Here is a 12632-nt window from a genome sequence, read left to right as displayed (position 1 = left end):
AATGCGGGAGCCGCCAGGCGAGGCAGGTGTCGCCAGCGGCAGTCATCAGGGAGAACAACCGAGCCATGTGGTCTCAGGAACGACACGACAAGATCCTCTTGCTGCTGCGCGAGCGTCACCGGCTGACGACGGACGAGGCGGCGCGCGAACTCGGCGTGTCGCGCGAGACGGTGCGCCGCGACCTGATCGAGCTGGAGCAGGGCGGCAAGCTCGCGCGGGTGCACGGCGGCGCGGTGCCGTCCGAGGTGCCGGCCGAGGCCAGCTACGCGGAGCGGGCGCAGTCGCGCCGGCGGCAGAAGCAGGCGATCGCGCGCCAGGCGGTGACGCTGGTGAAGCCGGGCATGAGCCTGTTCATCGACGCGGGCTCGACGACCCATGCGCTGGCGCAGGCGCTGGCCCAGGCGCAAGGGCTGCGGGTGATCACGAATTCCGTCGCGGTGTGCGACGCGATGGCGGGCCGGCAGGGGCACGAGGTGCTGATGCTGGGCGGCGAATTCGTTCCGGAGACCTCGGCGACCTTCGGCGGGTTCACCGTGGCCGAGATCGCGCGGCATCGCGTGGACATCGCGCTGGTGTCGCCGACCGCGCTCGACGCGCGCCAGGGCGCGATGAGTTACTTGTGGGCCGAGGTCGCGGTGGCGCAGGCGATGCTGGCGCGCGCGCGCCAGCGGGTGCTGCTGGCCGATGCCAGCAAGCTCGGCCAGAGCAGCCGCATGCAAGTCTGCGACTGCGCCGACATCGACGTGCTGGTCACCGACAACGAGGCCGATCCACAGGAGCTGGACCGGCTGGCCCGCGCGGGCGTGGGGCGGGTCCTGTTCTGATCAGTGATCAGAACAGCGCCATGCTCAGCTTGCGGCGGTACTGGTCCACCAGCGGATCCGCCGGCGCCACGACGCTCGGGCCGGACAGCTGCAGGCCGCCCGCGCCGGCCTGCGGGGCCGCGGCGCCATGCGCCGGCTGGGCGGGCTTGGTCATGATCTCGAGGATCGCGACATAGGTCTTGCGCGCGAGCTGCTCGTTCCAGGTCTTGTCGCGCATGATGATTTCCAGCAGCTCGTCCATCGCGCCGGTGAAGTCGCGGCCGGCGAAGAGCCCCTGCGCCAGCGCGAAGCGCGCCTCGAAATCGCGCTTGTTGGCGGCGATGGCCGACTGCAGCGCCGCCGGGTCCAGGCCCTGCTCGGCGCGTTCCGCCGCCGCGATCCAGGCGGCCAGCGCCTGGAAGCGCGCATGCGGGGTGATCGTGTCCGCGGCCAGGTGCGCCACCGGCGCGAAGGCGGCCTTGGCGTGCTCCAGCTGGTCGTCCTCGAGCAGCGCGCGGATCAGGTCGAAACGCGCCACCTCGTTCGAGGGATCGGCCTGCACCGCCGCCTGCAGCTTCTGCAGCGCGCCGTCGGCATCGCCTTCCTCCAGCAGCGCCTGCGCCTCGGCCAGGTCCTCCTCGGCCTCGAGCGCTTCGCCGGTGGGCACGTGGCGGTCCAGGAACTCGCGGATCTGCGCCTCGGGGATCGCGCCGACGAAACCGTCCACCGGCTGGCCGCCGACGAACATCACGCAGAACGGGATCGAGCGCACGCCGAAGGCCTGGCTCAGCTGCGTCGCGATCTCGGGCTGGTCGTCGCTGTTGAGCTTGGCCAGCTTCCAGCGGCCGGCATAGGCCACCTCCAGCTTCTCCAGCATCGGGCCGAGCGTGCGGCAGGGGCCGCACCACGGCGCCCAGATGTCCAGCAGCACCGGTTGCTGCATGGACGCCTGCAGCAGGTCGGCTTCGAAGTTTTGGAGGGTGATGTCGGTCATGGTGGGGGAGAACGGAACAGGCCGGCGACGCTCGCCAGGCGGCAAGAACGGCACCTGAGGCTGCCCGCCTACAATTCAAGGTTTCACGATTTGACAGATCGAGGACCGACCCGTGAGCAGCGCCACCACTCCCGACATCGCCCCCGTCATCGGCGTGGTCATGGGCTCCAGCAGTGACTGGGAGACCATGAAACACGCCGCCGACATTCTCACCGAGTTCGGCGTGCCGTTCGAGGCGCGGGTGGTTTCGGCCCATCGCATGCCCGACGAGATGTTCCGCTACGCCGAACAGGCCGAGGCCCGCGGCCTGAAGGCCATCATCGCGGGCGCCGGCGGCGCCGCCCACCTGCCGGGCATGCTGGCGGCCAAGACGCTGGTGCCGGTGCTGGGCGTGCCGGTGGCGAGCCGCCACCTGCAGGGCGTGGACTCGCTGCACTCGATCGTGCAGATGCCCAAGGGCATCCCGGTGGCGACCTTCGCGATCGGCACCGCGGGCGCGGGCAACGCGGCCCTGTTCGCCGTGGCCGTGCTGGCCCGGGACAATCCCGCGCTGCGCGACCGGCTCGACGCGTTCCGCCAGCGGCAGACCGCCGCCGCGACCGCGATGACCGAGGAGCTGCGCTGATGCCGCTGCTGCCGGGCGCCGCCACGCTGGGCGTGCTGGGAGGCGGCCAGCTGGGCCGCATGTTCGTCCATGCCGCGCAGGCGCTGGGCTACCGCTGCGTCGTGCTGGACCCGGACGCGGCCAGCCCCGCCGGCGCGGTCGCGCAGGACCATCTGAAGGCGGACTACCTCGATGCCGCCGCGCTCGAGGAACTGGCCCGCCGCTGCGACGCGATCACCACGGAATTCGAGAACGTCCCGGCCCGCGCGCTGGAACAGCTGGCGCGCACCCGCGTGGTCGCGCCGGGCGCTGCGGCGGTGGCGATCTGCCAGGACCGGGCGCGCGAGAAGGCCCACTTCGACGCCAGCGGCGTCGCCTGTGCGCCCTATGCGGTGCTGCGCGCGCCGGCCGACCTGGCCGCCGTGCCGGACGCGCTGCTGCCGGGCATCCTGAAGACCGCCCGCCTGGGCTACGACGGCAAGGGCCAGCGCCGCGTGGCCGACCGCGCGCAACTGGCCGCCGCCTTCGACGAGCTCGGCCGCGTCGACTGCGTGCTCGAGCAGATGCTGCCGCTGGCGCTGGAGCTGAGCGTGCTGGTCGTGCGCGGCGCGGGCGGCGAGGTCGTCACCTATCCGGTCCAGCAGAACTTGCACCGCGACGGCATCCTGGCGGTCACCGAGGTGCCGGCGCCGGACGTCGATGCCGCGCTGCAGACGCAGGCACGCCGTTCCGCCGCCGCGATCGCCGCCGGCATGGGCTACGTCGGCGTGCTGTGCGTCGAGTTCTTCGTCTTGAAGGACGGTCGCCTGGTGGTCAACGAGATGGCGCCGCGGCCGCACAACTCCGGCCATTACACGATGAACGCCTGCGACCTGTCGCAGTTCGAGATGCAGGTCCGCGCGATGGCCGGGCTGCCGCTGCGCGAGCCGCGCCTGCATTCGCCGGTGGTCATGCTGAACCTGCTGGGCGACCTGTGGTTCGACGCCACCGGCCGTGAGCGCGCGCCCGACTGGGCCGGCGTGCTGGCGCTGCCCGGCGCCGAGCTGCACCTGTACGGCAAGGCGCAGGCGCGCCCGGGCCGCAAGATGGGCCACCTGAACGTGATCGGCGCCACCGCCGAGGAAGCGCGCGAGTACGCGCGCCGCGCCTGCGCGCTCCTCGGCCTGCCGGACACGTGGTGACGGAGGCGGGCGTGACGGTGCTCGACGGCCAGTCGCCCGAGGCGGTGCGCGAGACGGCGCGGGTGCTCGCCGCCGGCGAGCTGGCCGGCGTGCCGACCGAGACCGTCTACGGCCTGGCCGCGCGCGCCGACCGCGACGACGCGGTGGCGAAGATCTTCGCGGCCAAGGGCCGTCCCAGCGACCATCCGCTGATCGTCCATGTGCTCGACGAGCAGGGCGCGCGCGTGTTCGCGCAGGACCTGCCGCCGGTCGCGCACCGGCTGATCGAGGCCTTCTGGCCCGGTCCGCTGACGCTGATCGTGCGGCGTGTCCCCGGCATCGCCGCGGCGGCGGCCGGCGGGCAGGAGTCGGTCGGGCTGCGCTGCCCGTCGCATCCGGTCTTCCGCGCGCTGATGGCGCAGTGCCGCGCCCTGGGCGTCGAAGGCCTGGCCGCGCCCAGCGCCAACCGCTTCGGCCGCGTCAGCCCCACCACCGCCGCGCATGTCGCCGGTGAATTCGAGCCGGGCCTGACCGTGCTCGACGGCGGGCCCTGCGAGGTCGGCATCGAATCGACCATCGTCGACGTCAGCCGCGGCGGCCTGGTGCTGCTGCGGCCCGGCGTGCTGACGCCGGCGCAGCTGGAGGCCGCGGCCGGCATGGCTTTACACGCCCCCGACGCCCAGGCGCCGCGGGCCTCGGGCACACTCGCGGCGCACTATGCGCCGCGCGCGACGGTGCGGCTGATGTCGACCGACGCGCTGCGCGACGCGCTGGCGGGCGGGTGTCCGGCAGGGCTGGCGGTATATTCCCGAACGTCCTTCGCAGGGACGGACGTGGCGCCGGCGCTGCAGCGGGCGATGCCCGCGCAGGCGCGGGCCGCGGCGCGGCAGCTGTTCGCCGTCCTGCGCGAGCTGGACGCGGCCGGCGCGACCGAGATCTGGATCGAGGCGCCTCCGCAGGAGGCTGCCTGGGATGGGGTGCGGGACCGCTTGTCCCGCGCGGCGGCGGCTTTTTCGCCCCGCTGAGTTTTCGAGATTTGGAGAGTTCATGAAGAGTCTGAAGCGCCACCTGGCCGTGCTGCTGGGTGCGACCGCGATGCTGGCGGCCTGCGGCGGCGGCGGCCAGCAGATCGACCCCTTCCGTCCGACGCGGATCATTGCCTTCGGTGACGAGGCCAGCGCGCTGCGCAGCGATGGCAGCAAGTACTCCATCAACGGCACCGACACGACCACCGGCGCAGTCACCTGCGGCCTGAATCCGGTCTGGACCCAGTCGCTGGCCACCTTCTTCGGCCTGGTGTTCGGCGAGTGCAACGCCGACAAGCTCGCCACGCCGACCGGCCGCATGTATGCCGCGGCGGGCGCCAAGGTCGCCGACGTCGCCGCGCAGATCGATCGCCAGTTCGCGCTCGATGGCTTCAACAGCAAGGACCTGGTGACCGTGCTGGCCGGCGCCAACGACGTGCTGGAGCTCTACGCGCAGTACCCGGCGCAGGACGCTGGCACGCTGGGCAACGCGGCGCAGGCCCGTGGCGAGCAACTGGCCGCGCAGGTCAACCGCATCGTCGACGCCAACGGCCGCATCATCCTGTCGACCACGCAGGACATGGGGCTGTCGCCGTTCGCGCTCAAGGAGAAGGCCGCCAACGCCGACACCGACCGCGCCGCGCTGCTGACCGAGCTCTCGCGCCGCTTCAACGCCGGCCTGCGCCTGAAGATCCGCAACGACGGGCACTACATCGGCCTCATCCTGACCGACGAGCTGATGGGCACGATGAGCCGGTTCCCGTCGATCTACGGTGCGTCCAACTCGACCGACGCCGCCTGCCTGGCGACCTCGCTGCCGCCGGTGTGCACCGACAAGACGCTGGTCGCCAACGCCACGGCCACGTCCCACATGTGGGCGAGCGACCGGCTGATCGGGCCGCTGATGCATTCGCAGATGGGCTCGCAGGCCGCCACGCGCGCGTCGAACAACCCGTTCTGACGCCGTGCCGCGCCGGCGGGATGCCGGCGCTTTCCACGCTTCACGCCACGTTCACCCGGCCCTGACGCGCGATTCGCGCGGAGCGCCGGGTGACCCTCGGCCAGGGCGCCGCTGGCGACCGGCTCCGATGCCGGCCATCCGCCCCGGCGCGTCGTACCGCGCCGCGCACGCACCCGTCGACAGCCGCCTCAAGACCTGGCCCCACGCCAGCGCTGCGCACGGTTCGCATCGCGTCGACCTTGGCAATTCCGATGCCTGTTGCCCCGCGTGAACAGGCGGCCACGCTTTCGCACAGCCATGACACAAGTGTTGCGGCCGCGCCGCGCCCAGGGGCAGGTTGTGCGTCCCGCAGCGTCGTGACGCTGGCATGCTGGCACCTGTCAGGGTTTTCCTTTTGCGTTCGCCTCGTATCGAGCGCTTACAGTGATCCCTGAGAAAAACGAACGACCGTTCGATTTAATGCCGACCGCGATCGCCGGGACGGTGTGAACGACGGAGACAACCCCTGGAGAAGTCCGAATGAACAGCCAATTCAAACTGGCCAGCCTGACCCTGGCCGCCGCGGCCATGCTGAGCGCCTGCGGTGGCGGCAGCTCCGCTGCGAGCGACGATCCCCCGCCCGCGCGCGGCGCGGTGCAACTGGGCGTCGTTGCCTCGACGACCCCGGTGACCAAGGCGCAGATCGACGCGGGCACCGCGGCCAAGGGCATCGGCGCGCTGGCCGGCGCGGCGCAGTGCGACGTCGAGATCCGCTACGTCTACTACTCGACGCGTGATCCGCAGGGCGTGATCGCGATGGCCTCGACCGCCGTGTTCGTGCCGACCGGCAGCGGCGCCGCCTGCTCGGGCAACCGCCCGGTGGTGCTGTACGCCCACGGCACGACGACCGACCAGACCTTCAACATGGCCCAGGTCGACAAGAACGCCGAGGGCTCGCTGGTGATGGCCTTCTACGCCGCCCAGGGCTTCATCGTCGTGGCACCGAACTACCTCGGCTACGACCGCTCCGGCCTCCAGTACACGACCTACCTGAACGCCGAGCAGTCGGCCATCGAGATGGTCGACGGCCTGCGCGCCGCCAAGACCTACCTGAACGCCGACAGCGCGGTGAAGCCGTCGGCCAAGCTGCTGATCGCCGGCTACTCGCAGGGCGGCCACGTGGCGATGGCCACGCAGAAGGCGATCGAGCGCGACTACGCGTCCGAATTCACCGTCACCGCCGCGGCGCCGATGTCCGGCCCGTACAACCTGGTGAAGTTCGGCGACGTGATCACCACCACCGGCCCGATCAACGCCGGCGCGACGCTGTTCCTGCCGCTGATGCTGACCAGCTACCAGAAGGCCTACGGCAACATCTACGCGTCGCCGTCCGACGTGTACCAGTCGCCGTATGACAAGACCGCGGAGACGCTGTTCCCGACGAAGTCGACCCTCACGCAGCTGATCCAGGACGGCAAGCTGCCGAACGACCCGACCTTCACCAAGCTGTTCGGCACCGGCGGCCTGCTGACGGACTCGTTCCGCGCCGGCTACGCGACCTCCAACTACCGCAAGGCGCTGCAGACCAACACGCTGCTGGGCTGGACGCCGAAGGCGCCGGTGGCGCTGTGCGGTGGCGCCAACGACCCGACGGTGTTCTTCTTCAACACCACCGACGCGCAGGCCGACTTCGCCTCGCGCGGCAAGGCTGTCCCGGCCTCCAACCTGGAGAGCGCGGCCTCGATGCAGTGGGCCGGCGCCACGACGGCGGCCACGATCGCCGGTGGCTTCGCGCAGGCCAAGGCGGCGACGTCCGCCGCTGCCGGCGGCGGTGCGGCCGGCGCGGCCGCGGTCCAGGGCGCCTACCACGGCACGCTGGTCCCGCCGTTCTGCAATGCGCTGGCACGCGGCTTCTTCCAATCGGTCCTGGCTGCCCAGCCGTAATCCCCGGCGACCAGAACGGAGACACCATCCATGAACAAGAAAATCACCCTGATCCTGGCCGCCTCGCTGATGGCGCTGGCGGGCGCCGCGAGCGCCGAGACGGCCGTGGGCACCCACACGGTCTACCTGGGCCTGGCCCACATCGACGTGAACAGCAAGGCCGCCCCGCTGGAAGGCGGCACCAAGCAGTTCCCCGCTCCGGGCGCGCAGATCCGTGTCGGTGACGCGACCACCACCGGCTTCGGCTACACCTACCGCTTCGCGCCGCGCTGGAGCGGCGAGATCGCGCTGGGCATCCCGCCCTCGCACAAGATCTACGGCAACGGCGTCATCAAGAACGCCGGCCAGATCGCGGTCGTGCGCCAGATGCCGCCGACGGTGTTCATCAACTACCACCTGGGCGAGTACTTCACCAAGGTGGAGCCCTTCGTCGGCGTGGGCGTGAACTACACCTACTTCGAGAAGAAGCGCAGCACCCCGACCGGCGACGCGATCAGCGGCGGCCCGACCCGGATCACGCTGGAGAACTCCTGGGGCGCCGCGGCGCACGTGGGCTTCACCGTGCACTACACCAAGCAGTGGTCGCTGACCGCGACCGCGGCCTACGCGGACGTGCGCAGCCAGATGCGCTCGTACACGACGACGAACAACGGCACGGAAGAGCTTCACACGAAGATCAACTTCCGCCCGATGGTCTACACGATGTCGCTGGGCTACTCGTTCTGACGGCCGGCCGCTCGACCGCGTGCACCCACGCGGTCGGGGGCTTGCCCCGCCCCGGGCGGTCCGGGGCCGATACACTTGCCGCATGAGCGTGTTGCTGGCCCTGGATAGCTCGACCGAACACATGGCTCTGGCCCTCGTGGGCCAGGGCCATGCTGCTTTTGTGGACGCCGATGGCGGGGCGCTGGCCTCCCAGCGGATGGTCCCCGAGGCGATGGCGCTGCTGAAGCAGGCCGGCGTCGCGCTGGCCCAGGTCGACGCGATCGGCTTCGGGCGCGGCCCCGGCGCCTTCACCGGGCTGCGCACCGCGTGCTCGGTGGCACAGGGCCTGGCCTTCGGCGCCGGCAAGCCGGTGCTGGCCCTGGACAGCCTGATGCTGGTGGCCGAGGACGCGCGCCAGCAGCTCGCCGCCCGCCCGCAGGTCGGCGACGCGGCCGCGCTCGAGATGTGGGTCGCGATGGATGCCCGCATGAACCAGATCTACCTCGGACGTTATCGCTGGGAGGGCGCGCGCTGGTCGGTGCAGCTCGAGCCGGCGTTGGTCGACCTCGAACCGCTGCGCGCGCTCTGGCGCGAGACGCCGCCGGCGATCGTCGCCGGCACCGCACTGGAAGCCTTCGAACTCGACACCGGCGCGGCGCTGCGCGTGCCGGGGACCGTCTCGCGGGCTCGCGCGCTGGGCGCGCTGGCGCAACAGGCCTTCGAGGCCGGGTTGGCCGAGGACGCCGACCACGCGCTGCCGCTCTACGTGCGCGACAAGGTCGCGCTGACGACCGCCGAGCGCGAGGCCGCCAAGGCCGAGGCGCAGGGACTGGTGCCGCGATGAGCGCCCAGCCCAAGGACCTGGCCTGGCCGCCGTCGCTGCAATCGCTGCAGCCGCTGCGCGCGGTCGACCTGGACGAGGTGATGGCCATCGAGGCCGTCGCCTACAGCCACCCGTGGACGCGGGGCAACTTCATCGATTCGATGGCTGCAGGCTATGCCGGCTTCGTCATGCGCGACGAGCAGGCGCGGCTGTGCGGTTATTTCCTCGCGATGCAGGTGATCGACGAGATGCACCTGCTCAACATCACCGTGCCGCCGGAACGCCAGGGCCAGGGCTTGGCGCGCCGCATGCTCGACGCGCTGGGGCTGCTGGCGCGGGCGCGCGGCTGCCACCAGGTCTGGCTGGAAGTGCGCGAGAGCAATGTCCGCGCGCGCCGGCTGTACGAACGCTACGGCTTCGTGCAGAGCGGCCTGCGCCGAGGCTATTACCCGAGCGCCGACGGCCGCGAGGACGCGCTGCTGATGACGCTGCGCCTGACGGAGCACCCCGCATGAGCTGGACCGATCGTCAACGCGCGATGCTGGAGGCGATGGGCCTCAAGCTGTGGACGCCGCCAGCGGCGGCCGAGGCAGGCTCGCCGGCCAAGGTGGCGGCTGATGCGACAGCCGCTCCTGCTGCCACCGCGCCGCCGCGCGCCGTGCCGGTCAGCGCACCGGTCGCCGGTCCGGCGACGCGCGTGCCGCCGATGGACGCCGAGGTCGCGGTCGCGGTCGCGGAACCGCCGCCGCGCCGTGCGCCCGAGCCGTCGCCTCGCACCGCGCCGGTGGCCGCCCCCGTGCTGGCCGCGGCCGCCGCCGACGCGGCGCTGGCGCAGGCCCGCGGCCTGGCGCGCGAGACGATCGCTCGGCTTGACTGGCCCGGCCTGCGCGACGAGGTCGCGCAATGCCGCGCCTGCGCGCTGTGCGAGTCCCGCAAGCACACCGTCTTCGGCGTCGGCAACGAGCGCGCGCACTGGATGGTGGTCGGCGAGGCGCCCGGCGAGAAGGAGGATTTGCAAGGCGAGCCCTTCGTCGGCGCGGCCGGCCAGCTGCTGGACAGCATGCTGCGCGCGGTCGGCCTGGGGCGCGGCGAGGGCCCGCCGGAGCGGCAGGTCTACATCGCCAACACGTTGAAGTGCCGGCCGCCGCGCAACCGCAATCCGGACCCCGCGGAGCTGGCGCAGTGCGAGCCCTTCCTGCAGCGGCAGATCGAGCTGATCCAGCCGCGCATCATTCTGGCGATGGGGCGCTTCGCGGTGCAGCAGCTGCTGCGCAGCCAGGAGCCGATCGGGCGCCTGCGCGGCCGCGTCCATCGCTACCAGGGCGTGCCGCTGATCGTCACCTACCACCCGGCCTACCTGCTGCGCAACCTGCCCGACAAGGCGCGCGCCTGGGAAGACCTCTGCCTGGCGCTGAAGACGCTGGACGAGTCACCGGCTCGTCCGGAGGCCGGCGGCGGGAGCGCCTGAATGGTCGCGCCGGTGCCGCCCGTGCCGCCGGCAGGCCCGGCTTCCTCCGCCGAGGACCAGGCGGCGCAGTTCCGGCTGCTCGCCGACAACGTGCCGGTGCTGATCGCGGTCTTCGACGCCGCCACGCGCACCTGCCGTTTCGCCAACCGCCAGTACGCGCGCAGCTTCGGGCTGGACGAGGGCAGCGTGCTGGGCCGCACCTTCGCGCAGATCATCGGCGAGGACGCGGCGCAGGAGATCGAGCCCCATGTGCGCCGGGTGCTCGACGAGCGCGTCAGCGTCAGCTACGAACGGCGCCTGGAGCGTCGCGACGGCCGGCCGCACTGGATCGAGGTCAATCTGATCCCCTACCTGCCGCCCGGCGCGGAAGCGGTGCAGTCGACCTTCGTGCTGATCTCCGACATCACCCGCTTCCGCGAGGCCGAACTGGCGGTGCGCGAATCCGAGGACCGGCTGGCCAAGTTCATGGAAGCGTCGATGGAGGGCATCGTCTTCCACCGCGACGGCATCATGACCGACGTGAATCCGCCGCTGTGCGAGCTGGTGGGTTACTCGCTCGACGAACTGGTCGGGCGGCCGGCGCTGTCGATGATCGCCGGCGACCAGATCGACACGGTGCGCGCGGTCATGGCGGCCGGCCAGGAGACCCGCTACCCGACCGCGATCCTGCATCGCAGCGGCGCGCGCATCGACGTCGAATTCATCGTCCGCACGCTGTGGCGCAACGGCGAGCGGCTGCGGATGACGATCGTGCGCGATCTGCGTCCCCACCTCGAGGCGCTGGCGCGCATCCAGCACCTGGCGCAGCACGACCCACTGACCGGCCTGCTGAACCGCTCGACCTTCATGGAGCGGCTGCGCGAGCGCCTGTCGCAGGGCTCGGCGCGGCGGGCGGCGCTGCTGTTCATCGACCTGGACAACTTCAAGCGGGTCAACGACTCGCTCGGCCACCTGGAGGGCGACCGCGTGCTGCGCACCGTGTCCGAGCGTCTGCGCGGCGGGCTGCGCGGCAGCGACCTGGTGGCGCGCTTCGGCGGCGACGAGTTCGTCGTGCTGCTGGAGGACGTGCACCAGCGCAAGGACGTGCAGACCGTGCTGAACGCCTTGCTGAGCGTCGTCGAGGTGCCGGTGCAGGCGGACGGCCGCGACCTGTCGGTGACGCCGTCGATCGGCGTGGCGATGTACCCGGAGCACGGCGAGTCGCCCGAGGACCTGCTGCAGCATGCCGACACCGCGATGTACCTGGCCAAGACCGCCGGCCGCGCGACCTACCGCTTCTTCGAGCCGGCGATGGCCGAGAACGCCTATGCCGACCTGGTGCTGGAGAGCGAGCTCGCCCAGGCGCTGACGGCCGACGAGTTTGTGCTCTTCTACCAACCGCAGGTCGACGCGCGCAGCGGAGAACTGGTGGGCGCCGAGGCGCTGCTGCGCTGGCGGCATCCGCAGCGCGGGCTGCTGGCGCCGGACGCCTTCATCGTCGTGGCCGAGCGGCATCGGCTGATGCTGCCGCTGGGCGAGTGGGTGATGTACGAGGCCGCCCGGCAGGCGCGCGCCTGGCACGAGCGCGGCGTCGCGCCGGTGCCCATCGCCGTCAATCTGTCCAGCATGCAGTTCCGGCTGGCCAGCTTCTCCAAGTCGGTCGCCCATGTGCTGAAGACGGCGGGCGTGCCCGGCGAGTGGCTGGAGCTGGAGCTGACCGAGCGCATGCTGACCGACGAGATCGACCGCCTGCCCGAGCTGCTGCAGACGCTGCGCTCGCAGGGGCTGGCGATCTCGATCGACGACTTCGGCACCGGCTACACCGCGCTCAACCAGCTGACGCGGCTGCCGCTGGACAAGCTGAAGATCGACCAGAGCTTCGTCGCCGTGCTGCCGGACGACGCCGGCGCCGCGGCGATCACCCGCGCGGTGGTGCAGATGGCCAAGGGCCTGGGCCTGCGCATCGGCGCCGAGGGCGTGCGCAACGCGCGGCAATGGCATCTGCTGGCCGAATGGGGCTGCGACGAGCTGCAGGGCGAGGTCATCGCCACCGCGATGCCGGCCGACGAATTCGAAGCATGGCTGGCCCAGCGCGGCGAGCCCCGGCTTCCCAGGATCGACACATGACTTCCAAGACTCCCGACTCCGCCGGCCTGAATGGCGCGGCGTCCGCGGCGCATGGCGCGC

The 12632-nt window shown here is 71.6% G+C and carries 12 protein-coding genes; 11 read left to right on the top strand and 1 reads right to left on the bottom strand.

Features of this window, described 5'->3' with window-relative positions; all coding sequences use genetic code 11:
• The first annotated feature begins 65 nt into the window (after nt 1-65).
• Nucleotides 66-824, top strand: a complete 759-nt coding sequence (locus FHT37_RS16330) for a DeoR/GlpR family DNA-binding transcription regulator (RefSeq protein ID WP_183482897.1) — start codon at nt 66-68, stop codon at nt 822-824.
• A gap of 7 nt (nt 825-831) precedes the next feature.
• Here the strand turns inward: FHT37_RS16330 and FHT37_RS16325 are convergent, their stop codons facing one another.
• A complete protein-coding gene (locus FHT37_RS16325) occupies nt 832-1797 on the bottom strand; it encodes a tetratricopeptide repeat protein (RefSeq protein ID WP_091727864.1) in 966 nt (321 codons plus the stop codon).
• Nucleotides 1798-1933: 136 nt separating this feature from the next.
• On the opposite strand from FHT37_RS16325, the gene purE reads away from it, so the two are divergent.
• The 10 genes from purE to FHT37_RS16275 all read left to right on the top strand — a co-directional run bounded on the left by purE (nt 1934) and on the right by FHT37_RS16275 (nt 12572).
• On the top strand, nt 1934-2422 hold the full coding sequence (gene purE / locus FHT37_RS16320) for a 5-(carboxyamino)imidazole ribonucleotide mutase (protein WP_091731619.1): 489 nt from the start codon (nt 1934-1936) through the stop codon (nt 2420-2422).
• A complete protein-coding gene (locus FHT37_RS16315) occupies nt 2422-3582 on the top strand; it encodes a 5-(carboxyamino)imidazole ribonucleotide synthase (RefSeq protein ID WP_183482895.1) in 1161 nt (386 codons plus the stop codon). Before purE ends, FHT37_RS16315 begins: the two co-directional genes overlap by 1 nt.
• Before the next feature lie 11 nt (nt 3583-3593).
• Nucleotides 3594-4586, top strand: a complete 993-nt coding sequence (locus tag FHT37_RS16310) for an L-threonylcarbamoyladenylate synthase (protein ID WP_183482893.1) — start codon at nt 3594-3596, stop codon at nt 4584-4586.
• A 22-nt stretch (nt 4587-4608) separates the two neighbouring features.
• On the top strand, nt 4609-5547 hold the full coding sequence (locus FHT37_RS16305) for an SGNH/GDSL hydrolase family protein (protein ID WP_091727856.1): 939 nt from the start codon (nt 4609-4611) through the stop codon (nt 5545-5547).
• Nucleotides 5548-6066: 519 nt separating this feature from the next.
• The gene (locus FHT37_RS16300; protein ID WP_183482891.1) at nt 6067-7470 is read left to right on the top strand and encodes a lipase family protein; all 1404 of its coding nucleotides are present in this window, start codon (nt 6067-6069) and stop codon (nt 7468-7470) included.
• Nucleotides 7471-7500: 30 nt separating this feature from the next.
• Entirely contained in the window at nt 7501-8196 is a 696-nt protein-coding gene (locus tag FHT37_RS16295; RefSeq protein ID WP_091727849.1) for an OmpW family protein, read from the top strand.
• An 82-nt stretch (nt 8197-8278) separates the two neighbouring features.
• Nucleotides 8279-9019 carry a tRNA (adenosine(37)-N6)-threonylcarbamoyltransferase complex dimerization subunit type 1 TsaB gene (gene tsaB / locus FHT37_RS16290; protein WP_091727846.1) on the top strand — a complete coding sequence of 247 codons (741 nt, stop codon included), beginning with the start codon at nt 8279-8281 and terminating at the stop codon, nt 9017-9019.
• Entirely contained in the window at nt 9016-9513 is a 498-nt protein-coding gene (gene rimI / locus FHT37_RS16285) for a ribosomal protein S18-alanine N-acetyltransferase (protein WP_091727842.1), read from the top strand. Before tsaB ends, rimI begins: the two co-directional genes overlap by 4 nt.
• Entirely contained in the window at nt 9510-10466 is a 957-nt protein-coding gene (locus FHT37_RS16280) for a uracil-DNA glycosylase family protein (RefSeq protein ID WP_183482889.1), read from the top strand. Before rimI ends, FHT37_RS16280 begins: the two co-directional genes overlap by 4 nt.
• A complete protein-coding gene (locus FHT37_RS16275) occupies nt 10467-12572 on the top strand; it encodes a bifunctional diguanylate cyclase/phosphodiesterase (protein WP_183482887.1) in 2106 nt (701 codons plus the stop codon).
• The last annotated feature ends 60 nt before the right edge of the window (nt 12573-12632 follow it).

Source organism: Mitsuaria sp. BK037 (assembly GCF_014193045.1).
In the GTDB taxonomy this organism is placed as follows: Bacteria; Pseudomonadota; Gammaproteobacteria; order Burkholderiales; family Burkholderiaceae_C; genus Roseateles.
This window is presented reverse-complemented; position numbering and strand designations above follow the sequence as displayed.

What these genes read in the sequence shown, in the direction of transcription:
- FHT37_RS16325 (WP_091727864.1), bottom strand. Translation starts at nt 1,797, where the DNA reads ATGACCGACATCACCCTCCAAAACTTCGAAGCCGACCTGCTGCAGGCG.
- FHT37_RS16275 (WP_183482887.1), top strand. Translation starts at nt 10,467, where the DNA reads ATGGTCGCGCCGGTGCCGCCCGTGCCGCCGGCAGGCCCGGCTTCCTCC.
- FHT37_RS16330 (WP_183482897.1), top strand. Translation starts at nt 66, where the DNA reads ATGTGGTCTCAGGAACGACACGACAAGATCCTCTTGCTGCTGCGCGAG.
- FHT37_RS16280 (WP_183482889.1), top strand. Translation starts at nt 9,510, where the DNA reads ATGAGCTGGACCGATCGTCAACGCGCGATGCTGGAGGCGATGGGCCTC.
- rimI (WP_091727842.1), top strand. Translation starts at nt 9,016, where the DNA reads ATGAGCGCCCAGCCCAAGGACCTGGCCTGGCCGCCGTCGCTGCAATCG.
- FHT37_RS16300 (WP_183482891.1), top strand. Translation starts at nt 6,067, where the DNA reads ATGAACAGCCAATTCAAACTGGCCAGCCTGACCCTGGCCGCCGCGGCC.
- FHT37_RS16295 (WP_091727849.1), top strand. Translation starts at nt 7,501, where the DNA reads ATGAACAAGAAAATCACCCTGATCCTGGCCGCCTCGCTGATGGCGCTG.
- tsaB (WP_091727846.1), top strand. Translation starts at nt 8,279, where the DNA reads ATGAGCGTGTTGCTGGCCCTGGATAGCTCGACCGAACACATGGCTCTG.
- FHT37_RS16315 (WP_183482895.1), top strand. Translation starts at nt 2,422, where the DNA reads ATGCCGCTGCTGCCGGGCGCCGCCACGCTGGGCGTGCTGGGAGGCGGC.
- FHT37_RS16305 (WP_091727856.1), top strand. Translation starts at nt 4,609, where the DNA reads ATGAAGAGTCTGAAGCGCCACCTGGCCGTGCTGCTGGGTGCGACCGCG.